Below are 23,358 nucleotides of genomic sequence, written 5' to 3' on the forward strand. Positions count from 1 at the left end.
ATCCGGGATGGTCACGTGCTCGATAGAAACGACGAACTGCGCGACGCGCTCAAACGCGCGGCCTCGGCCTTCAAGGCGCACGGGCCCGAGTTCGCGCTCGCGGGGAGCTATGCGCTGTGGGTGTACGGCGCTCCCGAGCCCGTGCACGACGTCGATTTCGTCGTCGCGGAGGTCGACGCCGAAGCCGCCGAGGTGACGTTGCAGAAGGCCGGCTTCCGGATCGTGCGCACCCCCGAGGACTGGCTGTTCAAGGCGTACTCCGGCGACGACGTCCTGGTCGATGTGCTCTATCAGCTCAACGGCGTGTCGGTGGATGCCGCGACGCTGGAGTCCGCCGATGTGGTCGACGTGCTCGCGATCCGAATGCCGGTGTTGCCGCCGACGCTGGTGGTATCGGAAAAACTGTGCTCGCTCAACGAACACCACTGTGACTTCGCGGCGCTGCTGCCCGCTGCCCGCGCGGTGCGTGAGCAGGTCGACTGGGACAAGGTTCGCGAAGCCACCGCCGACAACGACTTCGCGGCGGCCTTTCTGGTGCTCACCGATCGCTTGGGAATCACCTAACCGCCGAGCAGACGCGAAAGCACCGGGTACGGCCGTGTTCTGGGTACGTTCACGTCTGCTCGCCGGAGGAGGCGGCCCGCAAACGCTCACCGACTGTGCGCACCGCGGCGGCGACCTCGGGCGGTTCGAGCACCTCGAAATCGTGTCCGACAGTGGCGAAGTAGAGCACCATGCGTTCGGGGTCGTCGGCGCCCGCGGTGAGGATGCACGCGTCGGGCCCGTCGGCTTCCACCGTCACCGACGCGGCCGAAAACTTCTGCGCGACAACGTCTTGCGGCGCGTGATAGCGGACCCGGGCGACGTAGCGGTAGGGCGAGGAGCTGATCGAACGCCGCACATAGCTGGCGGCATCGGGTGCGTCGCGCGCGGTGAACGTGCTGCCCATGGCCCGGACGTCCGACATGCGGTCGAGCCGCAGGCTGCGCCAGTCCGCACGGTCACGGTCGTAGGCCATGAGGTACCAGCGCCGTCCGGTGGTCACCAGTTGGTAGGGCTCCAGCCGACGTTGCGTGCTGTTGCCCCGGATGTCGGTGTAGCCCGCACCGACGTGTTCGCGGTCGCGGCAGGCCCGGGCCAAGGTCATCAGGACGTCGGGGTCGACGGGCGAGTCCGACGAGGTCGGCGCCAGCGTGACGGTCGCGTCGTGCACGGCCGAAACCTGTGAGCGCAGCCGCGCGGGCATGACCTGGTCGAGTTTCGACAATGCGCGCAGCGCCGATTCGCCGACACCGGCGACGCTGCCGCCGGCCGCGAGCCGCAGACAGACGGCCATCGCCACGGCCTCGTCCGGGTCGAGCAGCAGCGGGGGCAGCGCGGCGCCTGCACCGAGCTGGTAGCCGCCGCCGTGGCCTTTGCTCGCGTAGACCGGATAGCCGAGGTCACGCAGCCGCTCGATGTCGCGCCGCACGCTGCGCCCGGTGACCCCGAGCCGTTCGGCGAGTTCTTCGCCGGTCCACACGCGACGCGACTGCAGCAAGCCCAGCAGCTGCAGCACCCGGCTGGTCGTTTCGGACATGGCAACAGTCTGCCGGAGTTTTAGGACCGAAACTGTCCTATATGGCTGCGAAGGTAGTCGCATGAGGAACGACGATCTCGCCTTCCAATTGGATTTCCACTGGACGAACCAGTTGCGCCCGAGGCTCGAGGGCCTGACGGACGCCGAGTATTTCTGGCAGCCCGTCCCCGACTGCTGGACGATTCATCCCGACGGTTCGATCGACTTCACCTATCCCCAACCGCAGCCCGCACCGTTCACCACGATCGCGTGGCGGCTGGCCCATGTGATCGTCGGCGTCCTGGCGATGCGCAACCACTCACACTTCGGCGGTCCGCCCGCCGACTACCAGTCCTGGTCGTACGCGACCGACGCCGCCACCGCGCTGAACCAGCTCGACGACGCCTACCGAAATTGGATCGACGGCGTACGCAGTCTCAGCAACGATGACCTCGACCGGCCGTGCGGTCCGGCCGAGGCGCCCTGGGACGAATACTCCATGGCCACGCTAGTTCTGCACATCAACCGGGAGGTCATCCACCACGGCGCCGAAATCGCTTGCATCCGTGATCTTTACGCACACACAGCCCATAGCAAGGAGAACTGAACAATGCCCGGTATGCCCCCTCCCGCCGCCGACGAGCGCCAGACCCTCTTGGAGTTCTTGGCGTTTCAGCAGAACGCGTTCTTCGCGGTGGCCCATGGCCTGACCGACGAACAAGCCCGCGCGACGCCGTCGGTGAGCACGCTGTCGGTCGGCGGGCTCGTCAAGCACGCCGCCGGGGTCCAGAAAGGCTGGGCGGACCGCGCCGCGCACGCGCCCGCCGCCCCGCCACCGGACCCGCGTCCGATGGAAGAGCAGATGGCCGAGTACGCCGATCAGTACGTCATGCGCGAGGACGAGACACTGGCCGGTCTGCTGGAGGCACTCAAGGCGCAGAATGCGGAGACGCTGCGGGTGTTCGCCGAGCAGGATCTCGACGCCGCCGTGCCGGTGCCGCACGGCGTGCCGTGGTTCCCGCAGGACATCGACAACTGGTCGGTGCGCTGGGTGGCGATGCACCTCATCGAGGAACTGAGCCGGCATGCCGGGCATGCCGACATCATTCGCGAATCCATCGACCGCGCAACGATGTACGAGTTGATGGCGGCCGAAGAACAGTGGCCAGAGACCGACTGGATCAAGCGCTGGCGGCCGGCCGGACAGGCCTGACGCCAGGCTCAGCGGCCCAGCACGAGCTTCAGGGCATGGTCGACGACGACGTCCAGATCGTCGCCGAGGTTGCCTGACAGCCACTGCTGGGCCAGTTCGGCCATCGCACCGGTGTACATGGCCGCACCGATCTGGGCGGCGACCGGATCCGAGCCCGGGTAGAGCCGTCCGCCCTCGCTCAGCACGGCCTCCCGCAGGAGGTCCTGCGTCGCCGCGCGGCGCGCCGCGAGCACCGGGTTGGCGCGCGCGTCGGTGAACAGCACGCGCCCGCGCCGCGGGTCGGCCGAGCTGAATCCGAGCACCGCGGCGATGCCGGCCCGGGTGCGGGCCCGCAGCGAATCGCCCGCATCGGCCATCGCGGCTTCGACATCGGCCGCGAGCAGTGCGCTGACTTCGTCGTACACCGCACCGAGCAGGTCGTCGGTGTCGGCGAAGCTCTCATAGAAGTAGCGCGTGTTCAGCCCGCACTCGCGACATATCGAACGCACCGACACCGCGGCCTCGCCGCCCTCGCCGAACAGCCGGAACGCCGCGTCGACGAGCAGTGCTCGGCGTTCGGCCCGGCGATCCGTCAACGGCACGCCGGCCCATCGGGTCGGGGTCGACATCGCTACAGCCTATGTCTGGTCACACCTGTAGCCAAACTGTATTGTGGTTACAGCCGTGACCAAACCGCGCACAAGGGAGCTCACCCCGTGTTTATGCCGCATGAATTCGTCGGGCAATGGCTGAATCAGAAGTTCGACCGAGACATCCGAAAGCACTATTTCCGCGGCATGGATTTCGCCGGTCCTCAGGGTGATCCGGGTTGGTTCGGGCCGGGCAGCGCGGTGTGGCATGTGCATTCGCATCTGCACGCCCTGATCTTCGGGCTGCAGTGTGCGGCGTACATGGAACGCCTCGACCCGTCGATCTATTGGATGGGCATGCACCACTCGCGGCTCGTGCAACGCGACGAGAACGGCGTCGCGAGCCCCCGCATCGATCCGGCGGGCGCGGCCGTACGGCTCGGCCATTCGATCGCGTTCTTCATCGGCACCGCCTACGGCTCGACCGACACCGCCGAGCGGCTGGCCAAGACCGTCCGCTCGATGCACCACACCATCAAGGGCACCCGCCCCGACGGCGCCGTCTATGACGCCGACGATCCGGACTGGCTGCGCTGGAACTACGCCACGGTGGTGTGGGGCCTGGCCACCGCGCACGAGCTCTATCACCCACAACCGTTGCGCGGCAAGAAACTTGACCGCTACTACGGCGAATTCGTCCGGGTCGGCCATGCGCTCGGCGGCACCGACCTGCCGACCACCAAGGCCGAGACCCTGGACTGCCTGGAGTCCTACCTCCCCCGGCTCGCGTTGACGCACGGCGCGGCCATGGCCACCGGCCCCAACCTGGGGCTGCCGCAGAGCGCGATCGACTGGGCGATCCGCGACACCATGCCCAAGTGGGCCATGCAGTTGATTCAGCACCAGTCCCCCAACTTCGTGGAACGGGCCGCACGCCGCAGCATGGCGTGGTCGATCATCAACGGCCTCGAGTTGGCGGCCGGGCCGACGCCAGAGTTCCGGCAGGCCAAGGCCCGCGTGGCCGACGGAATCGACCCGGCGCTCGCACCGCATACCGAGCCGACGTACGTCCCGGGCAGCGACGCGCTGCTGCGCCGCGACGAGATCGAGCACAGCTTTGCAACCGTGTGACGCACAGTTCCGCGGGCGTAACGGCGGTGTGACGCGCAGCACACATATTTTTGGCAGTACCGCGGGTTTTGAGACACTGCAGAAATGAGCACTACGCCGCCGAAAACCAAGCACCGCGAGGTGGCCAAGTTGGATCGGGTGCCACTGCCGGTAGAGGCTGCCCGCATCGGCGCGACGGGCTGGCAGATCACCCGCACCGGCGCACGCGTCGTCACCAACATCCTCGGCCGCGGCTCGCTGCAGCAGAAAATCGTCAAGCAGATCCCACAGACGTTCTCCGATCTCGGGCCCACGTACGTCAAGTTCGGGCAGATCATCGCGTCGAGCCCGGGCGCGTTCGGTGAACCGCTGAGCCGCGAGTTCCGCGGACTGCTCGACCGCGTGCCGCCCGCGGACTCCGACGAGGTGCAGCAGCTGTTCCGCGAAGAACTGGGCGACGATCCGCACAACCTGTTCAAGTCGTTCGACGACAAGCCGTTCGCGTCGGCCTCGATCGCCCAGGTGCACTACGCGACGCTGCACAGCGGCGAGGAGGTCGTCGTCAAGATCCAGCGGCCGGGTATCCGTCGCCGGGTCGCCGCCGACCTGCAAATCCTCAAACGGGGCGCGCAGCTCGTCGAGCTCGCGAAGCTCGGACGCCGGCTGTCCGCGCAGGACGTCGTCGCCGACTTCGCCGACAACCTCGCCGAAGAACTCGACTTCCGCCTCGAAGCGCAGTCGATGGACGCCTGGATCTCGCACATGCACGCATCGCCGCTTGGCGAGAACATCCGGGTTCCGCAGGTGTACTGGGATCTGACGAGCCAGCGCGTGCTCACCATGGAGCGCGTGACCGGCGTGCGCATCGACGACGTGGCCGCCATCCGCAAGAAGGGCTTCGACGGCACCGAACTGGTCAAGGCCCTGCTGTTCAGCGTGTTCGAGGGCGGGCTGCGGCACGGCCTGTTCCACGGCGACCTGCACGCGGGCAATCTCTACGTCGACGACGACGGCAAGATCGTGTTCTTCGACTTCGGCATCATGGGGCGCATCGATCCGCGCACCCGCTGGCTGTTGCGTGAACTCGTCTACGCACTGCTGGTCAAGAAGGACCACGCCGCGGCGGGCAAGATCGTCGTGCTGATGGGCGCGGTCGGCACGGTGAAACCGGAGGGACAGGCCGCCAAAGACCTCGAAGCGTTTGCTACGCCCCTGACCATGAAGTCGCTGGGCGATATGTCGTATGCGGAAATCGGCAGGCAATTGTCGGCACTGGCCGATGCCTACGACGTCAAGCTCCCCCGCGAGCTCGTGCTGATCGGCAAGCAGTTCCTGTACGTCGAGCGGTACATGAAGCTGCTCGCCCCGAAGTGGCAGATGATGAGCGACCCTCAACTCACCGGGTACTTCGCCAACTTCATGGTCGAGGTCAGCCGCGAACACAAAGACGAGCTCGAGGCATAGATGCAGATACGCACCGGGTACGCCAAGTCCGGCGATCTCGACATCTACTACGAGGACATGGGCGACCCCAACGATCCGGCGGTGCTGCTCATCATGGGTCTCGGCGCGCAGCTGCTGCTGTGGCGCACCGGGTTCTGCGAGAAGCTCGTCGACCAAGGTCTGCGGGTCATCCGCTACGACAACCGCGATGTCGGGCTGTCGACCAAACTGTCCGGCCGGCGCGTCGACTCGTCACTCCCGATCCGCATGGCCCGCTCGTTCCTGGGCCTGCGCAGCCCGGCGGTCTACACGCTCGAAGACATGGCCGACGACGCGGCCGCCCTGCTGGACCATCTCGGTATCGACAGCGCTCACGTCGTCGGCGGGTCGATGGGCGGCATGATCGCGCAGGTGTTCGCGTCGCAGCATGCGCCACGCACCAAGACGCTCGCGGTGATCTTCTCCAGCAACAACCAGGCGTTCCTGCCCCCGCCAGGATTCAAGCAGCTGTTGTCGGTCATCACCGGCCCGCCTGCGAACTCCTCGCGGCAGACGATCATCGACAACGCCGTCCGCATCAGCAGGCTCAACGGCAGCCCGGGCTATCCCACGCTCGAAGAACAGATCCGGGCCGAAGCGGCCGAACTCTACGACCGCGCCTATTACCCGGCAGGCATCGCGCGGCACTTCGCCGCGATTCTCGGAAGCGGGAGCCTGCGCGAGCACGACAAGCGCATCACCGCGCCGACCGTGGTGATCCACGGCCGCGCCGATCGACTGATGCGTCCGGCCGGCGGTCGGGCGGTCGCCGAGGCGATCGACGGCGCGCGGCTCGTGCTCATCGACGGCATGGGGCATGAGCTGCCCGAACCCGTCTGGGATGAGATCGTCGGCGAGCTCAAGACCAACTTCGCCAACGCCGGGTAGTTTGCGTTCGCAACGTCAATACGCAGCCGACGCCTTTGCCTGAGCCATAGCACTCGGTAGCTGACCACACGCGGTTTACGCTTTGCTGCAGTCTGGGGGGCCAGCTAGGTCAAGACGGGGCCTGGTGCAGCTCTCCGGTCGGTCCGCCCCGAGAGGTAACGCGATGGCCAAACAGCCGCAAGAGCTCAAGCCGCACTTCGACGACGTACAGGCGCATTACGACCTGTCCGATGATTTCTTCGCCCTGTTCCTCGATCCCACGAGGACCTACAGCTGTGCCTATTTCGAACGCGATGACATGACGCTCGAAGAGGCGCAGATCGCCAAGATCGACCTGGCCCTCGGCAAGCTGGGCCTTGAACCGGGCATGACGTTGCTCGATGTCGGATGCGGTTGGGGCGCGACGATGATGCGTGCCATCGAACGCTACGACGTCAACGTCGTCGGCCTGACCCTCAGCAAGAATCAGAAGGCTCATGTCGAGCAGCGCTTCGCGAACTCCGACAGCCCGCGCGACAAGCGAGTGTTCTTGGCCGGCTGGGAACAGTTCGACGAGAAGGTCGACCGCATCGTGTCGATCGGCGCCTTCGAGCACTTCGGTCACGACCGATACGACGACTTCTTCACCTTCGCCTACGACGCACTGCCCGATGATGGGGTGATGCTGCTGCACACGATCACGGCGCTGCATCCGCGCGAAGCCCACCACAGAGGGATCCCGCTGACCTTCGAGCTCGCGAAGTTCATCAAGTTCATCCTCACCGAAATCTTCCCCGGCGGGCGGCTGCCGTCCATCGAAATGGTCGAGGAGCATGCCGCGCGCGCCTCGTTCACGCTCACGCGCAGGCAGTCGTTGCAGTTGCACTACGCGCGCACGCTCGATATGTGGGCGGCCAACCTGGAGGCCAAGCACGACGAGGCTGTCGAAATCCAGTCCCAGGAGATGTACGACCGCTACATGCACTACCTCACCGGATGCGCGAACGCCTTCCGGATCGGCTATATCGACGTCAATCAGTTCACGCTGCAGAAGTAGCCCGTGTCGGTTGTCGCTTCGCTGTCGGACGTCGGTGCCTGATCGGTTTGCGCAGGCACCGATAACGTCGTGGTCACAACCGGGTCTTTTTTGTGTTTGCCATCGGTGTTGATTGACAGTAGTCGAGCCCTACCTGGGCAGACCTGTTGTAGGCTGGCGACTCGGCGGGGAGAACTCTAAGGCTTGGAGCATTTCGTACATGTCTAAATTGACTCCGAAATACGAAGAACTACAGTCGATCTACGACATTTCCAACGAATTCTACGAACTGTTCCTCGGCCCGACCATGGGCTACACGTGCGGCTATTTCGAGCGCGAAGACATGACGGGCGACGAGGCTCAGATCGCCAAGTTCGACCTCGCGTTGGGCAAGCTCGGGCTGGAGCCCGGCATGACGCTGCTCGACATCGGCTGCGGCTGGGGTGCCTGCATGGCACGGGCGATCGAGAAGTACGACGTCAACGTCATCGGCCTGACGCTCAGCGGCGAGCAGCGCGAGTACGCGATCGACAAGCTGGCCAAGGTGCCGACGAAGCGCAACGTCGAGGTGCGGCTGCAGGGCTGGGAAGAGTTCGACGACAAGGTCGACCGCATCGTCTCGATCGGCGCCTTCGAGCATTTCGGATTCGAGCGCTATCCGGCGTTCTTCGAGACGGCCTACAACGCGCTGCCCGATGACGGCATCATGCTGCTGCACAACATCACCGGATTCGACCTGCGGCAGGGCCAGAAGCTGGGCCTGCACATGACGTTCGAAGACGCCCGGTTCGCCCGGTTCATCATGACCGAGATCTTCCCAGGCGGCCGCCTGCCCTCGGTGGAGATGGAGAAGGAAAAGGCGCTCGAGGCCGGGTTCAAGCTCACGCAGCTGCAGGAGATCGGCCCGCACTACGTCAAGACGCTGAAGATCTGGGCGGACGCGCTTGAGGCACACAAGGACGAGGCGATCGCGCTGCAGGGCCAAGAGGTCTACGACCGCTACGACAAGTACCTCAACGGCTGCCAGAAGTACTTCGCGTCCGGCCACATCAGCGTCCACCAGTTCACGCTGCAGAAGTAACCAGTTGTCGGATTGAGGCAACGCCGTTCGTCGGATGGGTAGAGAGTGGGACCAACCGGGTTCCGCTCCCTAGCCGGAGGAGACGACGATGCACTACTTCGCCCTGCTGATCAGCCAGGAACGCGAGCTGACGCCTGACGAGGCCACCGAGGGTATGGCGGCATTCCAGGCATTTCACGCCAAGGCCGGTTCGGCCATCCGCGCGGGCGACGCCTTGGCGCCGACCGCGCACGCCGCCCGGATCACGGGCGGGCCCGACGCCCCGGTGGTGACCGACGGGCCCTTCGCCGAGGCCGCCGAAGTGGCCTGCGGTTACTACGTTCTCGAATCCGACAACCTCGACGAGGCACTCGAGCTTGCCCGCGACATCCCGGTGGCCACGTTCGGCGCAGTCGAGGTGTGGCCGATGGTCGGCTGGAATCCGCCGAGCGAGCAACTGGGCAGCGACTGGCTCGCGCTGCTGCTCGAACCCGAGGACAACGTCTGCGCTCCCAGCACCGAGGAGTGGGAATCCGGGGTGTGCGCCCATACCGAATTCGGTAACGCGGCAGGCGAACACATTCTTTCCGGCGCGCCGCTGCACCCGCCGTCGACCGCGACGACGGTGCGGGTGCGCAACAACGACGTCGTGCTGACCGACGGGCCCTACATCGAAGGCGCCGAGGTGGCCAACGGCTTCTATGTGCTGCGCGCCGCCGATCGCGACGAGGCCGTCAAGCTGGCGTCGATGATCCCGGCATCGGCGGTTGAACTGCGCCGGTTGGCCGGTGTCTCCGGCCTGTAGGCGTCGATGACCGAACTGGACGGCGTCTTCCGGCGCGAGTGGGGTCCGGCGGTCGCCACGATCGCCCGCTGGTCAGGTGATCTCACCGTCGCCGAGGACGCCGTCCAGGAGGCCTGTGCGCAGGCGCTGCGAGTATGGCCGTCCGATGGTGTGCCCACCAACCCCGGTGCGTGGTTGACCACGGTGGCGCGCAATCGGGCATTGGACCGGTTGCGGCGTGAAACTGCGCGTCCCGGAAAGGAATTCGCTGCCGTGTACGACGAGGTCACGGCGCGGGCCGACACCGTGGGTGAATTACACCCGGTGCGCGACGACGAGCTGCGGATGATGTTCACGTGTGCTCACCCGGCACTCGACCGCAGCTCGCAGCTGGCCCTGACATTGCGGTTGATCTCGGGGCTCACCGTCACCGAGATCGCCCGCGCGCTGCTGCAGTCCGAGGCAGCGGTGGGGCAGCGAATCACCCGCGCCAAGAACAAGATTCGCAAGGCCAACATCCCGCTGCGGGTGCCGCCCGCCGAACTGCTCGATGAACGCACCCCGCACGTGCTCGGCTGCGTGTACTCGGTCTTCACCGAAGGCTACTTTCCGACCGGCGGCCCGTCCGCCATCCGTGACGAGCTCTGCGACGAAGGGGTACGCCTGGCCGGTGAACTGTGCGCACTGATGCCCGCCAACCACGACGCCCACGCACTGGCAGCCCTTGTGCTCCTGCATGATTCGCGGCGTCGCACGCGCGTCGACGACGACGGCGCGCTGATCCCGCTCGACGAACAGGACCGCAGCCGGTGGGACCGGGGCCGCATCGCGCGTGGACTCGAGCAGCTGCGGCTCGCCGAGGGAGCCACCGGACCCTATCTGCCCCAAGCGGTCATCGCGGCGCTGCACGCGACCGCCCCGAGCTGGCGGGCCACCGACTGGGCGACGATCTGCCTCGCCTATGACCGGCTGCTCGCGATCATGGACTCGCCCGTCGTCGCCGCGAACCGCGCCCTGGCCATCGGATTTCGCGACGGCTTCGACGCCGGCCTTGCCGCGTTGGACGCCGTCGCTACCGATCCCCGGCTCTCACGCTCCAATACGACGGCCGCGATCCGCGCCGACCTGTTGCGCCGGGCCGGACGCGTTCCCGAAGCGCTGCACTGGTACCGCGTCGCTCTCGAGCACGACAGCCCGGGACCATCCGAGCCTGCGGCCGCGTTCCTGCGCAGGCGCCTCGCCGAACTCAGCCCCGAAACGCCGAATGGCCAGTTATGACACGCGATTCGACGAATCTTGTGTCACAACTGGCCACTCGGGCTAGAAGAGCTACGCCTCCGTGCCGATGGTCGGCTCCGCGAGCTACGCCTCCGTGCCGATGGTCGGCTCCGCGAGCTACGCCTCCGTGAAATTCCGGGTCACCGCCGGGTCAACCGGGATACCCGGACCCGTGGTGGTCGAGACGGTCACCTTCTTGAGGTAACGGCCCTTCGACGACGACGGCTTGGCGCGCAGCACCTCATCGAGCGCGGCGCCGTAGTTCTCGGCCAGCTTGGCCTCGTCGAAGGACGCCTTGCCGATGACGAAGTGCAGGTTGGCCTGCTTGTCGACACGGAAGTTGATCTTGCCGCCCTTGATGTCCTGCACGGCCTTGGCGACGTCGGGGGTGACGGTGCCGGTCTTCGGGTTCGGCATCAGCCCGCGCGGGCCCAGCACGCGAGCGATCCGGCCGACCTTGGCCATCTGGTCAGGGGTGGCGATCGCGGCGTCGAAATCGAGGAAGCCGCCCTGGATCTTCTCGATCAGGTCGTCGCTGCCGACCACGTCCGCGCCGGCGGCGGTGGCCTGCTCGGCCTTCTCACCCACGGCGAACACCGCGACGCGGGCGGTCTTGCCGGTGCCGTGCGGCAGGTTGACGGTGCCGCGGACCATCTGATCGGCCTTGCGGGGATCCACGCCGAGGCGGATGGCGACCTCGACTGTGGCGTCCTGCTTCTTGGAGGAGGTTTCCTTGGCGAGCTTCGCCGCCTCGAGCGGCGAGTAGAGCTTGGTCTTGTCGACCTTCTCAGCCGCCTCGCGATATGCCTTGCTGTTCTTGCTCATTGAAAATCCAATCGTGTTGTTGGAGTCGTGGTTGCGGGCCGATGCCAGCCCTCCCACGCGTTCCTTTGGCGTCGATCCGCTACTCGACGGTGATGCCCATCGACCGGGCGGTGCCGGCGATGATCTTCGACGCTGCGTCGATGTCGTTGGCGTTGAGATCGGCCTTCTTGGTCTCGGCGATCTCGCGCACCTGATCCCAGGTCACCTTGGCGACCTTGGTCTTGTGCGGTTCGCCCGAGCCCTTCTGCACACCGGCAGCCTTGAGCAGCAGCTTGGCGGCAGGCGGGGTCTTCAGTGCGAACGTGAAGCTGCGGTCCTCGTAGACGGTGATCTCCACGGGGATGACGTTTCCGCGCTGCGACTCGGTCGCGGCGTTGTACGCCTTGCAGAACTCCATGATGTTGACGCCGTGCTGGCCGAGTGCAGGACCGACCGGCGGGGCAGGGTTGGCCTGCCCGGCCTGGATCTGCAGCTTGATCAGCCCGACGACCTTCTTCTTGGGGGCCATGCGTGTGCTGTTCCTTACTTGCTCATCCGAGGGCGCGCGTCGCGCCCGCTGTTCTAGCCGTTACCGGCTAAATCTTTGCGACCTGGTTGAAGGTCAGTTCGACAGGTGTTTCACGACCGAAGATCGACACCAGCACCTTGAGCTTCTGCTGCTCGGCGTTGACCTCGCTGATCGATGCGGGCAGCGTCGCGAACGGGCCGTCCATGACGGTGACGGACTCGCCGACCTCGAAGTCCACCAGGATCTCGGGGCGCTCCAGCGTGGCCTCGGTCGAGGCGGCCGACGCCGCGGCTGCGGCCTTGGCCGGCTTCTTGGCCGCGCCCTGCGGCAGCAGGAACTTCACGACGTCGTCGAGGGACAGCGGCGAGGGCCGCGACGTCGCACCGACGAAGCCCGTGACGCCGGGGGTGTTGCGCACCGCGCCCCAGGATTCGTCGTTGAGCTCCATGCGCACCAGGATGTAGCCGGGCAGCACCTTGCGGTTGACCTGCTTGCGCTGGCCGTTCTTGATTTCGGTGACCTCTTCGGTCGGCACCTCGACCTGGAAGATGTAGTCGCCGACGTCGAGGTTCTGCACGCGGGTCTCGAGGTTGGCTTTCACCTTGTTCTCGTAACCGGCGTAAGAGTGGATGACGTACCAGTCGCCCGGCTTCAGCCGCAGCTCCTTCTTGAGCGCGACGGCCGGATCCTCGTCCTCGTCGGCAGCAGGAGCCTCGGTGGCAGCGGCCTCGTCAGCGGCGGGCGCCGCATCGGTCTCGTCGACGGACTCCGCCTCGGCGGTCTCGGTCGCTTCGACGACATCCTCAGACTCAGCGGTCTCGTCGGCGAGTGTCTCATCGCCGTCGAACGTGGTCACGTTGTCAGTCCTCTCTCAATTCCAAATCAGGTGCCGAACACCAGCGACACCAGTCGCGCCAGGCCGTAATCGACACCGGCGATGAGCGCGACCATGAACGCCAGGAAGACCAGCACCACGGTGGTGTAGCTGACCATCTGCTTGCGGTTGGGCCAGATCACCTTCCGAAGTTCGGCAACGACCTGCTTGAGGTAGTTGACGACGAACATGATCGGGTTGCGCGACGGTCCGGTCGCGTCTTTCTTGACCTTCTTGGCCTTGCCGGAGCCGTTCTTGTCGGCGTCGGCCGACTCGGTCTCGGTTTCGGTCTCGGTCCCGCTGTCGGCATCACTGGCCGCCCCGCGACGCGTCCGCTTACCCGTCGGGCGCAGCGGCCGGGTCACCACCGCGGTCTGACCGTGCGTGGAGCCAGTCGTTCCCGAGTCGGTGCCGGTTTCGGTGCCAGTGTCGTCTGCGGAGCCGGCACCTTCGCGCTCGTCGCTCACCGCATGCCTTTCGTCCCTGGTTTGTGTGGTCACCTTCCAGTGTCCACACGCTGTCGAATATTCAGTTGAGCAGGGGCGACAGGACTTGAACCTGCAACCTGCGGTTTTGGAGACCGCTGCTCTGCCAGTTGAGCTACGCCCCTTCGGTGATACCCGGCTGACGCCGTCATCACGTCCAGTGTCCGGGGCTCACACAATTCGCGCGCTCCCCGTTCGCTCGATCAAAGCGGACGGAAGCGCGCTGAAATGGGAAAAACCCCGAGTGCCGAGTGTACCCCGGCGCGGCAGTGAGTTACTAATCGCCTACTCGACCGGTCACTCCCCCGCGGCCCTGCGCATGACCTTGCCGGTTTCGGGATCCCACTTGACCTGGATCGAGTTGTCGCCTTCGTGGCCCATCATCGTCGTGTAGGCCTCGAGGACCATCTCGCCGTCGTCGTTGGTGCAGACGTTGCGGGTGACCACGATGTCGGCGCCGAAGCGTTCGTCGACGGACTGGATCTCCATGACCGCGTGGAGCTGATCGCCCGCCATGAGCGGCTTGTGATAGATGAACTTCTGGTCGACCTGGACGATCTGCATCGTCTCCATGCCGACATCGACGTGCCTGAAGAAATGCTCCTGCACCAGCAGCGCCAGGGTCGAGGCGAAGGTGAGCGGTGCGACCAGAGCGTCGTGGCCCAGGTCGGCGGCGGCGGCCTCGTCGTGGCTGGCGGGATCCATGGCCTTGACGGCCTTGGCGTACTGGCGGATCTGCTCGCGGCCGATCAGGAATGGATCCGGGTATTTCCAGACCATGCCTCGGATGTCGGTTTTGAGCGCCATGGCCCGTACCTCCCTAAGCCAGTTGTGCGGTTGCGACGGCGCGACCGAAGATCTTCTTTCCGCCGGCAGTGGCCGAAATGGCGATCGTCACGAGCTTGTCGTCGGGATCGACGGACTTGACCCGGCCGTTGAAGACGATCTCGGCGCCGACGCCGTCGTTGGGAACCGGCACCACCGCGGTGAACCGGACGTTGTACTCCTTGACGGCGGCGGGGTCGCCCACCCACGAGGTGACGTAGCCGCCACCGAGGCCCATCGTGAGCATGCCGTGAGCGATCGCGGTGTCGAGACCGACCTGCTTGGCGATCTCGTCGTCCCAGTGGATCGGGTTGAGGTCGCCGGAAACGCCGGCGTAGTTCACCAGATCACCGCGGGTCAGGGGGATGATCTTCTCTGGGAGCGTGTCACCCACCTTGACCGAACTGAACTCACGCAGAGCCATCTGTAAAACCCTCTTCTCCGTCACCCGAACGACCCGCGAGGGTCGTGTAGGACTCCTGCACCACGTCACCGGCGTCGTCGGTGATGATGTTCTTGGTCACGATGATGTCGGTGCCGTGCGCCTTGCGAACGGAATGCACGTACACGTCGCAGTAGAGACGATCGCCGGCCTTGATCGGTTTGAGGAACTTCAGTTCCTGATCGACCTGGACGATCTGGGCGTCCTGGATGGCGATGTTCGCGTTCTCGAAGAACGCCGACTGCGCTGTGTAACCGAAGATGCAAATGAAGGTCAGCGGCGCGGGCAGGGACTCGTGGCCGAGCTCTGCCGCGGCTGCCTCGTCGAAGTAGTACGCATCGTCGTTTTTGACCGCGACGGCGTGCTCACGGATTTTCTCGCGACCAACCTCGTAGTACTCGGGATAGCGGTAATGCATCCCGACGATGTTCGACGAAAGACCCACGAGCGTTGGGCTACCGCGACTCTTTGTGCGGCTGGTGGGTTCCGCAGTTGGGGCAGAACTTCTTGATTTCCAGCCGGTCGGGATCGTTCCGGCGGTTCTTCTTCGTGATGTAGTTACGGTGCTTGCACACCTCGCACGCCAAAGTGATCTTCGGCCGTACGTCGGTACTCGACGCCACGTCAGCTGCCCTCTTCCACGTTCAATTGCTAGGTCCTGTAGCGGTGGGGGGGCTCGATCCCCCGACCTCACGATTATGAGTCGTGCGCTCTAACCAGCTGAGCTACACCGCCCCGGATCGACGCGGGAGGCACCCCGCGCTTGGAGTACCTAGCGTCCACCGAGCCCCCTAACGGAATCGAACCGTTGACCTTTTCCTTACCATGGAAACGCTCTGCCGACTGAGCTAAGGGGGCCTGCCTACTTCAGGCCCAGCGACGCGTGCCGCGGGGCCTTAAAGAGGGTACAGCCTACCCGGCAACCGCACCAAACCGCTGGTCAGCACGGCTGCCGAGGGCCTATCTAGCTGCGTAGATCAATCGAGCAGCCAGTCGTTGGGCGAGAACAGCTCGCAGTGCACGCGCTCGGCGGGCACGCCGCGACCGGTCAGCTGGCCACGCACGGCCTGGACGAATCCGGCCCCGCCGCACAGGTAGATGTCGGGGTCGGCGGGCAGCTCGATGCCGTCGAGGTTCAGCAGGCCGGCGTGCACGCCAGGCGCCCCGCCGGTCAGGCCGTCCTCGTACCAGACGTCGAGCGACGCGTTGGGCAGCGCGTCGATCAGCTCGTGTTGGCGTTCGCGCATCGGATGGGCGTTGTCGCTGCGGTCGGCGTGCAACACCCGCACATGCGTGTCGGGGAGCTTGGCGGCCAGGTGCTCCAGGATGCCGATCATCGGGGTGATCCCGATGCCCGCCGAGATCAGCACGAGCGGGCGGCCGTCGGTGCCCTCGGTGTGCAGATCGCCGAACGGCACCGTGACGTCGAGCAGGTCGCCGACGCAGACGTTGGCCCGGATCCAGCTCGACACCTCGCCGGCCGGTTGGGTCGCGGTCGCGTCGACGGGCTTGACGGCGAACGTCAGGTCGGTCGACCCGGCAACGCTGACCAGGCTGTACTGCCGTAGCTGGCGAGCGCCGTCGGGCAATGTCACGCCTACCGAAACATATTGCCCGGGAACGAAATTCACCGGATCAGACGCACGGACCGTGACGAGGACGGCGCCGGACGGGTCGTCGACACGGGACACGACGCGCAGGCGCCGATAGACATCGCCCGGTTCGACGCCCGCCGCGGCGTACAGATCGCGTTCGAGGCCGATCAGGGTGTCGGCCATGATCCAGTAGACGCGATCCCACGCGGCGGCGACCTCGGCCGTCACGGTCTCGGCGCCCAGGACTTCCACGATCGCGGCGAACAGGTTGTCGTGCACGATCGGGTACTGGTCGGCGGTGATCCCGAGCGACGCGTGCTTGTGCCCGATGCGGGACAGCAGCGCCGCCGGGTGCGGCAGATCGGGGTTCACCAAGTGCGTGGCGAATGTCGCGATCGAGGCCGCCAGCGCGCGCTGTTGCGCACCTTGGGCCTGGTTGCCGCGGTTGAACAGGTTGCGCAGCAACTCGGGATGGTTCTCGAACAACCGCCGATAGAACGCCGAGGTGATCTCGTCGATGTGAGCGCCGACGAGAGGCAGTGTGGCCGAGACGATCTCGGCGTGCTGCGGCTCGAGTTCGTCGCGGACAGCCGACGGCTCGGGGCTGGTGACGGTCATTGCGGATTCCTTTCTCCGGTGAGTTGCAGAACGATCGGCAGGCTGGTGCCGGCCGTGAGATCGGTGACGGTGTAGCGGTCGAGTTCGCGGTAGAACGCCTCTTTCGCGTCGGCCAGGACGCGGCGCAGCCGGCAGGCCGCGATCAGCGGGCACGGACTGTCGCCCCCGCACTCGATGACCTCGCGATCGCCTTCGAGTTCGCGCACGAGCCAGCCGATCGAGGCGGTACGGCCGGCTTCGGTGAGCACCAGTCCCCCGACCCGTCCGCGCCGGGCATAGACCATGCCCAACTCCGCCAGCCGCGAGACCGCCTTGGCCACATGATGTTCCGACGCGTTGGCGCCCTTCGCGATCGTGCGGGTGGTGACGCGCCGGTCCTCGGACTCACCGGAGGCCAGCAGCATCAGCGTGCGCAGTCCCAGGTCGGTGAATCGGGTCAGGTGCATGACTCAAACGCTAGTAATTCCGCATTGTCGATGCGACTTTTCCGCGTGTGCCGTTAAACACCCCGTGACGTGCGGTTTTTAGACCTGCGGGTATGGCTCGGCAGGCCCGGCCAATAGTGTGGGCGCATGGCCGACCGCTTGTATTTCCGCCAGCTGCTGTCTGGCCGCGACTTCGCGGCCGACGACATGATCGCCCAGCAAATGCGCAACTTCGCCTACCTCATCGGCGATCGCGAAACCGGCGACGCCGTCGTGGTCGATCCGGCCTACGCGGCCGGCGATCTCGTCGATGCCCTGGAAGCCGACGGCATGCACCTGTCAGGTGTGCTCGTCACCCACCACCATCCCGATCACGTCGGCGGCTCGATGATGGGCTTCACGCTCAAAGGCCTGGCCGAGCTGCTCGAGCGCGAGAGCGTGCCGGTACATGTCAACACCCATGAGGCCGATTGGGTTTCGCGCGTCACCGGTATCGCGATGAGCGATCTCACGCGCCACGAACACGGCGACAAGGTGAGCGTCGGCGCCGTCGACATCGAACTGCTGCACACCCCGGGCCATACGCCGGGCAGTCAGTGCTTCCTCCTCGACGGCCGCCTGGTCGCGGGCGACACCCTGTTTCTCGACGGCTGCGGCCGTACCGACTTTCCTGGCGGCGACGTCGACGACATGTTCCGCAGCCTGCAGGCCCTGGCCCAGCTTCCCGGCGACCCGACGGTCTACCCGGGGCACTGGTACTCGACCGAACCGAGCGCCCCGCTCGACAAAGTCAAGCGCAGCAACTACGTGTATCGCGCGTCGAATCTCGAGCAGTGGCGCATGTTGATGGGCGCATAACGCACACTTGACGGCGTTTAATTGCGGAATCCGTTCTTCGGCCGCGCCGACAGCGGGGTAATTCCTCCGCCTATCGGCGCTACTGCCACGGAATTCGTTGTTCATGCCGTTGACTAGGCAAAAATCCGTGGAGATCAGCCAATCGAGTAGTGCAATACTCAGGACACTCTCGCTCTCGCCCGGCAAACTGTTTCAGTAAGCCTTTTTGTCCGACCGCCGGGGGTCGTCGTGAAGAACATCGTGCTGTGCTTCGACCACGCAGATGAACATCCGGGCTCGCGTGACGCGACCAACACGCAGGCACTGTTCGGGTTGCTGGACAGTTCCGATCAAATCAACTGGTACCACCCCGGGGCGGGCGCCACGGCGCGGACAAGACGTTCGTTACCTCGCCGCGGCAACGCGGTCACCGAAGCCCGCTCGGCGATCGTCGAGGCCTACGACTTCCTCCGCGACAGTTGGGAGCCCGGCGATCACCTCTTCCTGTTCGGCGGCGGGTACGGCGGCCACCGCGCCTGCGAACTCGCCGCCCTCCTCGGGACGGTCGGACTATTGCCGAACCGTTCCGATGAACTGCTCGACTACGCACTGGCCACCTATGTACTGCCACGCACGACGCGCACGGCACAGGATTGGCAACGCGTCAGCAAGCTCACCGCTCAACTGCTCGGCGACGACGAAGCCGTCGTCCCCGTGCGGTTCCTCGGGATGTGGGACGCGAAGGCCATTCCCGGCGTGCGCGGTAGCGCGGGTCTGTTGTCCAACGTCGAGACGGGTCGTCACGCGGTTGCGGTCGGCGGCGGCCGACGGGCGATGCGCCGCGACAGCCGTCTCGACGAGGTGTGGTTCCGCGGTGCGCACTGCGATATCGCCGGCGGAGCAGGCGCATGTTGGCCGCTTGCCGACATCGCGCTGGACTGGATGATCGACGGCGCGGTCGAGGCGGGTCTGCAAGTGTTCGAACGCAACTCGTCGCCGAGCGATGCGGACGCACTCGCCGGTTCGGCCCAGACCTTCGGAGTGCGCCGGCCGCCTCTGGACGCCAGGGTGCACGCCAGCGTCGAGGTCTATCTGCGTTCGCATCCGCAGTACTGGCGGCGATTGCCGGCCCGCATCGAGTGGGCCGACACCGATTGGCTGTCTCGCGGTGAGCGGCTGGTGCCCACCGCGGTCGAGGCGCCTGCCGAGGGAGAGGTTTTGACCGCGGCCGCCTCGTAGCCCGTCGAAGTTTGCTGCGCATGACCACTGCCAGGGGTCTCGGTCCGTGATATAAGCCTTTGGTGGGGATTTTCGACTCAATCGCGGATCGGGGGCGCGAGTTGGCTAGTTTTGACCCGGGCGCGTGGACAGCGCTCGCGGCATGGGTTGCCATTGCAGTCGTGATCGTCGCGCTGATCTACGCGTGGCGGCAGTTTCTGAAAGCCAAGGAACGCCGGGCCGAACTCACGCAGCCCAACGTCGCGATGTTCATGGAACCGAGCAGTTCCGACTGGCATCTCGTCGAGCTCGTGATCCGCAACTATGGCCAGCGGCCGGCGTACGGCCTGCGGTTCGAATTCGCGAACCCGCCCACCGTCGGCAAGTACGAAAGTTCCTACGACGACAACTATGTCGACATCGTCCCGCTGAACCTGCCCGCCGAGATCCCGTACCTGGCGCCGTCGCAGGAGTGGCGGATCGTGTGGGATTCCGCGCTGGATCGCAAGCAGCTCGGCGAGGCGATCGCGTCCCGGTTCGACGGCGCGATCACCTACTACGACGAGCCCGTCACCGGCGGCAAATCCACCGGCAAGAAGTTCCGCAACACCGCGGTGCTCGATTGGGCGACGCTGCCGCCGGTCGACCGCATGGAGTTGCTGACGACGCACGATCGCGCGCGCCAGGAGAAGCAGAAGCTTGAACTCCTGCGCGGTGTGCTGGCGTATTTCCAGTACGCGGCCAAGGAGACCGACGAGCAGACGTTGCGTTCCGAGATCAACCGGATCAAGGCGCTGGGCGCGGAGGTGCGCGAGCGGTGGAAGAGCCGCTACGACGCCACACATGAGGAAGACGACGAGGACTTCGACGACGACGATCCCGAGACCGATCTCATCAACCCCCCGCCGGTGCGTACCGGGCGTCGTCACCGCGCGGAATGAGTCCGTACCATCTGTCCAATGAGCAGCCTGGTGAGCTATGCGCTGAATGAATCCGTCGCCACCGTCACGCTGGACGATGGCAAGGTCAACGCACTTTCCCCGGCCATGCAGACCGAGATCAACGCCGCGCTCGACCAGGCCGCGCAGGCTGCCGGCAGCGGTGAGGTGAAAGCCCTTGTTCTGGCCGGCAACTCGCGGGTGTTCAGCGGTGGGTTCGATCTGAGCGTGTTCGCCTCGGGCGACACGGAGGCCGCGCTCGGAATGCTGGCAGGCGGTTTCGAGCTGGCCGTACGCTGCCTGACGTTCCCGGTCCCGGTGATCATGGCCGCGACCGGGCCGGCGATCGCGATGGGGTCGTTTCTGCTGCTGTCCGGTGACCACCGGGTCGGTTCGCCGAAATCACGATGCCAGGCCAACGAGGTCGCGATCGGCATGACGCTGCCGGTCGCCGCAATCGAGATCATGCGCATGCGGTTGACGCGTGCGGCGTTTCAGCGGGGGATCTCGATGGCTGCGACGTTCGCGGGCGACGCGGCGATTGCCGGTGGTTGGCTCGACGAGATCGTCGAGCAAGGTGACGTGCTCACGCGCGCTCAGGAGGTCGCCGCCGAAGCCGCGGCCACCTTGCACACCACCGCCCACGTGGCCAGCAAGCTCAAGGCGCGCGCCGACGCCGTGACGGCGATTCGGGCGGGAATTGACGGGCTGGCAACCGAATTCGCCGGCTGAGAGCCTTCGGTCCGCGTCGCCAGCTCTCCGAAGGCCAGGTGCCTCTGCGCCCGCCTATGCGCGACAATGTCGCTCGATTCGCCTCTGGAGCATCATGTGTATCGGGTGACCCACCGGCCGGATCACACTGCTCCCCTCCGGCTCATCAGGCACTCCTATCACAGCATCAGGGCTGCCCGATTGTCAGCGACAAAGTCGCTCGCATGCGGGCACGCCGAAACCCGTTGCACGAGAGGCTGTTGCGCTTCCAGTGCCGCACGTGACTGACCCGCTGTTACTGGAGCGCACAGCGAGACCCCTGTGCCGATTTCCGCGACTTTGTCGCGCAAAGGCGGGAACAGCACCACCTGATCCATTTTCTCCGAGATATATGCATGTGCTATGCATATAACGTGCCTCGCTACAACCGACTCGACGAACTGTTGGTGCGCGTGCACACCGTGCGGCAGCGTCCCGGATGGCGACGCCGTCTGATCGATGCCGCGACCACGGTGCCGACTTTGTCGACGCTGCGCGTGCTCCGCGCCGTCGAACAACGCGAGAAAACCGGCCACGGCGCCTCGATCGGCGAGGTCGCCGAATACATGGGCGTCGAACATTCCACCGCGAGCCGCACCGTCACGTCTGCTGTCACGGCCGGCCTGCTGACCAAGACCTTGTCCGCCGAGGACCAGAGACGGTGCGTGCTGATGCTGACCGATCGAGGCCGTGACGCGCTGGCCGAGGTGACCGCGCGGCGCCGGGACATGGTCGCCGAGACCGTGGCGCATTGGTCCGATGACGACGTCGACACCCTCGTCGACTTGCTGGAGCGGCTCGTCACCGACTTCGAACGGAAAGTCGCCTCGTGACGGCCGACGTGACCTTGCGACCGCGGGGCGCGTTGCGCCTCATGTTCGACCCGGTTTTCGGGGCACTGTTCTGGGGCAAGATGTTCTCGGTCGTCGCGGTGTGGACGCACGGCATCGTCGCGGCCATCGTGATCTTCAACGCGACCAGCTCGGCCGTCATGGTGGGCCTCGTGGGCGTCGCGCAGTTCCTCCCCCAGCTCATCTTGAGCCCGACGAGCGGCAAGTGGGCCGACGTCGGCAATCCCGCCCGCCAAATTCTGTTGGGGCGGGTGTTGTGTATCGCCGGTTCGGGTTCGACGGCCGTGTGGTTGGGCGTCGCACCTGATCTGCAGGGCAGCGCCGTGGCGATACCGGTGCTCGTGGGCTCGACGCTCGTCGGCTTCGGGTTCGTCATCGGCGGCCCGGCCATGCAGTCGATCGTGCCGAGCCTGATCCGCGAAGGTGAGCTCCCAACCGCGATGGCGCTCAACAGCATTCCGATGACCATCGGCCGTATCCTCGGCCCGGCCATCGGCGCGTACCTGGCCGCGCATCTCGGTGCGGCGCCGGGCTTCGCGATCAGCGCGGGCCTGCACCTCGTGTTCGCACTCTTCCTGGTGCTCGTGACCTTCCCGACGCGCCCGGAGCGCAGCCCCGACGGCGACTACCGGGTCCGAGCGGCCCTGCGCTACGTGTGGCGCGACCGGCCATTGCTGCTCGCGCTGATCGCGGTGACGACCGTTGGGTTCGCCTCCGACCCGTCGATCACCCTGACGCCGTCGATGGCCGAGGACCTCGGCGGCGGTACCCGCCTGGTCGGGTGGTTGTCGGCGGCCTTCGGTATCGGCGCGGCCCTGGGCATGGCGGTACTCGCCGTGCTGCGTGGTCGGCTCGAGTCGGCGCGGGTGTCGTCGATCGGGTTGTGGCTGCTCGTGATCGGATGTGGACTGCTGGCCGCTGGCTCGGTCACCGCGGTGGCGCTTGCCGGGTTCGCGATCGCGGGTCTCGGCTTCGGCTGGGCGATGACGGGCCTGAGCACCGTGGTGCAGGAGCGTGCCCCCGACGAATTGCGCGGACGCATCATGGCGCTGTGGCTCGTCGGGTTCCTTGGGTCGCGCCCGTTCGCGGCGGCCCTGCTCGGCGGCGCGGCCGACCTGTTTAACGTCCGGGTGGCGTTCGTCATCGCCGCGGCGTTGACGTTGGTGGTCACGCTGGCCGTACAAAAATCGTGGCACTCCTAGGCCGGTCT

Annotated in this window: 28 protein-coding genes and 3 tRNA genes; 16 read left to right on the top strand and 15 right to left on the bottom strand. The window is 66.0% G+C overall.

Annotated elements, in window-relative coordinates:
• The first annotated feature begins 15 nt into the window (after window positions 1–15).
• Entirely contained in the window at window positions 16–564 is a 549-nt protein-coding gene (locus ACOI2T_RS29730; protein ID WP_409502124.1) for a nucleotidyltransferase family protein, read from the top strand.
• Window positions 565–613: 49 nt separating this feature from the next.
• Here ACOI2T_RS29730 and ACOI2T_RS29735 read toward each other — a convergent pair whose 3' ends face one another.
• On the bottom strand, window positions 614–1,579 hold the full coding sequence (locus tag ACOI2T_RS29735; protein ID WP_409502125.1) for a helix-turn-helix transcriptional regulator: 966 nt from the start codon (window positions 1,577–1,579) through the stop codon (window positions 614–616).
• A 61-nt stretch (window positions 1,580–1,640) separates the two neighbouring features.
• Here ACOI2T_RS29735 and ACOI2T_RS29740 point away from each other — a divergent pair, with 61 nt between their 5' ends.
• Together ACOI2T_RS29740 and ACOI2T_RS29745 are read left to right on the top strand one after the other, a co-directional pair.
• Window positions 1,641–2,165, top strand: a complete 525-nt coding sequence (locus ACOI2T_RS29740; protein WP_409502126.1) for a DinB family protein — start codon at window positions 1,641–1,643, stop codon at window positions 2,163–2,165.
• A 3-nt stretch (window positions 2,166–2,168) separates the two neighbouring features.
• Window positions 2,169–2,771 (top strand): DinB family protein, encoded by a 603-nt coding sequence (locus ACOI2T_RS29745; RefSeq protein WP_067856277.1) that lies wholly within the window; start codon window positions 2,169–2,171, stop codon window positions 2,769–2,771.
• An 8-nt stretch (window positions 2,772–2,779) separates the two neighbouring features.
• On the opposite strand, the gene ACOI2T_RS29750 is transcribed toward ACOI2T_RS29745, so the two are convergent.
• Window positions 2,780–3,379 (bottom strand): TetR/AcrR family transcriptional regulator, encoded by a 600-nt coding sequence (locus tag ACOI2T_RS29750; RefSeq protein ID WP_067856275.1) that lies wholly within the window; start codon window positions 3,377–3,379, stop codon window positions 2,780–2,782.
• Between the two features lie 93 nt (window positions 3,380–3,472).
• Between ACOI2T_RS29750 and ACOI2T_RS29755 the strand changes: the two genes are divergently transcribed.
• From ACOI2T_RS29755 to ACOI2T_RS29785, 7 genes are all read left to right on the top strand, one after another.
• A complete protein-coding gene (locus ACOI2T_RS29755) occupies window positions 3,473–4,471 on the top strand; it encodes an oxygenase MpaB family protein (protein WP_409502366.1) in 999 nt (332 codons plus the stop codon).
• An 84-nt stretch (window positions 4,472–4,555) separates the two neighbouring features.
• A complete protein-coding gene (locus ACOI2T_RS29760; RefSeq protein ID WP_067856269.1) occupies window positions 4,556–5,914 on the top strand; it encodes an ABC1 kinase family protein in 1,359 nt (452 codons plus the stop codon).
• Window positions 5,915–6,820 carry an alpha/beta fold hydrolase gene (locus ACOI2T_RS29765; protein WP_409502127.1) on the top strand — a complete coding sequence of 302 codons (906 nt, stop codon included), beginning with the start codon at window positions 5,915–5,917 and terminating at the stop codon, window positions 6,818–6,820.
• 163 nt (window positions 6,821–6,983) lie between these two features.
• Window positions 6,984–7,856, top strand: a complete 873-nt coding sequence (locus ACOI2T_RS29770) for a cyclopropane mycolic acid synthase family methyltransferase (protein ID WP_067856263.1) — start codon at window positions 6,984–6,986, stop codon at window positions 7,854–7,856.
• A 199-nt stretch (window positions 7,857–8,055) separates the two neighbouring features.
• Entirely contained in the window at window positions 8,056–8,916 is an 861-nt protein-coding gene (locus ACOI2T_RS29775; protein ID WP_409502128.1) for a cyclopropane mycolic acid synthase family methyltransferase, read from the top strand.
• Between the two features lie 88 nt (window positions 8,917–9,004).
• Window positions 9,005–9,700: a YciI family protein gene (locus tag ACOI2T_RS29780; RefSeq protein ID WP_409502129.1), complete on the top strand. Its 696-nt coding sequence runs from the start codon at window positions 9,005–9,007 to the stop codon at window positions 9,698–9,700.
• 6 nt (window positions 9,701–9,706) lie between these two features.
• Window positions 9,707–10,957 (top strand): RNA polymerase sigma factor, encoded by a 1,251-nt coding sequence (locus tag ACOI2T_RS29785; protein ID WP_409502130.1) that lies wholly within the window; start codon window positions 9,707–9,709, stop codon window positions 10,955–10,957.
• Window positions 10,958–11,074: 117 nt separating this feature from the next.
• Here ACOI2T_RS29785 and rplA read toward each other — a convergent pair whose 3' ends face one another.
• The 13 genes from rplA to ACOI2T_RS29850 all read right to left on the bottom strand — a co-directional run bounded on the left by rplA (window position 11,075) and on the right by ACOI2T_RS29850 (window position 17,575).
• A complete protein-coding gene (rplA, locus tag ACOI2T_RS29790) occupies window positions 11,075–11,782 on the bottom strand; it encodes a 50S ribosomal protein L1 (RefSeq protein ID WP_067856377.1) in 708 nt (235 codons plus the stop codon).
• Window positions 11,783–11,861: 79 nt separating this feature from the next.
• A complete protein-coding gene (rplK, locus tag ACOI2T_RS29795) occupies window positions 11,862–12,290 on the bottom strand; it encodes a 50S ribosomal protein L11 (protein WP_067856251.1) in 429 nt (142 codons plus the stop codon).
• 67 nt (window positions 12,291–12,357) lie between these two features.
• On the bottom strand, window positions 12,358–13,146 hold the full coding sequence (gene nusG / locus ACOI2T_RS29800) for a transcription termination/antitermination protein NusG (RefSeq protein ID WP_067856248.1): 789 nt from the start codon (window positions 13,144–13,146) through the stop codon (window positions 12,358–12,360).
• Window positions 13,147–13,172: 26 nt separating this feature from the next.
• The gene (gene secE, locus ACOI2T_RS29805; protein ID WP_409502131.1) at window positions 13,173–13,631 is read right to left on the bottom strand and encodes a preprotein translocase subunit SecE; all 459 of its coding nucleotides are present in this window, start codon (window positions 13,629–13,631) and stop codon (window positions 13,173–13,175) included.
• Between the two features lie 70 nt (window positions 13,632–13,701).
• Window positions 13,702–13,774, bottom strand: a tRNA-Trp gene (locus tag ACOI2T_RS29810).
• A 172-nt stretch (window positions 13,775–13,946) separates the two neighbouring features.
• Window positions 13,947–14,456, bottom strand: a complete 510-nt coding sequence (hadC, locus tag ACOI2T_RS29815) for a (3R)-hydroxyacyl-ACP dehydratase subunit HadC (RefSeq protein WP_067856240.1) — start codon at window positions 14,454–14,456, stop codon at window positions 13,947–13,949.
• A 13-nt stretch (window positions 14,457–14,469) separates the two neighbouring features.
• Window positions 14,470–14,898 (bottom strand): (3R)-hydroxyacyl-ACP dehydratase subunit HadB, encoded by a 429-nt coding sequence (hadB, locus tag ACOI2T_RS29820; RefSeq protein WP_067856238.1) that lies wholly within the window; start codon window positions 14,896–14,898, stop codon window positions 14,470–14,472.
• Window positions 14,885–15,361, bottom strand: coding sequence for a (3R)-hydroxyacyl-ACP dehydratase subunit HadA (hadA, locus tag ACOI2T_RS29825; protein ID WP_067856235.1), 477 nt, complete (start codon window positions 15,359–15,361; stop codon window positions 14,885–14,887). Before hadA ends, hadB begins: the two co-directional genes overlap by 14 nt.
• Before the next feature lie 10 nt (window positions 15,362–15,371).
• Window positions 15,372–15,539: a 50S ribosomal protein L33 gene (gene rpmG, locus ACOI2T_RS29830; protein WP_003881823.1), complete on the bottom strand. Its 168-nt coding sequence runs from the start codon at window positions 15,537–15,539 to the stop codon at window positions 15,372–15,374.
• A 38-nt stretch (window positions 15,540–15,577) separates the two neighbouring features.
• Window positions 15,578–15,651 (bottom strand) — tRNA-Met (locus ACOI2T_RS29835).
• Between the two features lie 50 nt (window positions 15,652–15,701).
• A tRNA-Thr gene (locus ACOI2T_RS29840) sits at window positions 15,702–15,774 on the bottom strand.
• 119 nt (window positions 15,775–15,893) lie between these two features.
• Window positions 15,894–17,129, bottom strand: coding sequence for a globin domain-containing protein (locus tag ACOI2T_RS29845; protein ID WP_409502132.1), 1,236 nt, complete (start codon window positions 17,127–17,129; stop codon window positions 15,894–15,896).
• Window positions 17,126–17,575 carry an RrF2 family transcriptional regulator gene (locus ACOI2T_RS29850; RefSeq protein ID WP_409502133.1) on the bottom strand — a complete coding sequence of 150 codons (450 nt, stop codon included), beginning with the start codon at window positions 17,573–17,575 and terminating at the stop codon, window positions 17,126–17,128. The genes ACOI2T_RS29845 and ACOI2T_RS29850 overlap by 4 nt, the downstream gene beginning before the upstream one ends.
• 126 nt (window positions 17,576–17,701) lie before the next feature.
• On the opposite strand from ACOI2T_RS29850, the gene ACOI2T_RS29855 reads away from it, so the two are divergent.
• The 6 genes from ACOI2T_RS29855 (at window position 17,702) to ACOI2T_RS29880 (ending at window position 23,350) form a co-directional block, all read left to right on the top strand.
• On the top strand, window positions 17,702–18,412 hold the full coding sequence (locus ACOI2T_RS29855) for an MBL fold metallo-hydrolase (RefSeq protein WP_409502134.1): 711 nt from the start codon (window positions 17,702–17,704) through the stop codon (window positions 18,410–18,412).
• A 228-nt stretch (window positions 18,413–18,640) separates the two neighbouring features.
• Complete coding sequence (locus tag ACOI2T_RS29860; protein WP_409502135.1) at window positions 18,641–19,630, top strand: phospholipase effector Tle1 domain-containing protein; 990 nt, start codon at window positions 18,641–18,643, stop codon at window positions 19,628–19,630.
• 62 nt (window positions 19,631–19,692) lie between these two features.
• Complete coding sequence (locus ACOI2T_RS29865) at window positions 19,693–20,550, top strand: DUF8453 domain-containing protein (protein WP_409502136.1); 858 nt, start codon at window positions 19,693–19,695, stop codon at window positions 20,548–20,550.
• Window positions 20,551–20,568: 18 nt separating this feature from the next.
• Window positions 20,569–21,279 carry a crotonase/enoyl-CoA hydratase family protein gene (locus ACOI2T_RS29870; protein ID WP_409502137.1) on the top strand — a complete coding sequence of 237 codons (711 nt, stop codon included), beginning with the start codon at window positions 20,569–20,571 and terminating at the stop codon, window positions 21,277–21,279.
• Between the two features lie 392 nt (window positions 21,280–21,671).
• Window positions 21,672–22,130, top strand: a complete 459-nt coding sequence (locus ACOI2T_RS29875; protein WP_409502138.1) for a MarR family winged helix-turn-helix transcriptional regulator — start codon at window positions 21,672–21,674, stop codon at window positions 22,128–22,130.
• Window positions 22,127–23,350 (top strand): MFS transporter, encoded by a 1,224-nt coding sequence (locus ACOI2T_RS29880; protein WP_409502139.1) that lies wholly within the window; start codon window positions 22,127–22,129, stop codon window positions 23,348–23,350. The genes ACOI2T_RS29875 and ACOI2T_RS29880 overlap by 4 nt, the downstream gene beginning before the upstream one ends.
• Window positions 23,351–23,358: the final 8 nt, after the last annotated feature.

Source organism: Mycolicibacterium wolinskyi str. Jessa 2025 (genome assembly GCF_049241375.1).
Taxonomy (GTDB): domain Bacteria; phylum Actinomycetota; class Actinomycetes; order Mycobacteriales; family Mycobacteriaceae; genus Mycobacterium; species Mycobacterium wolinskyi.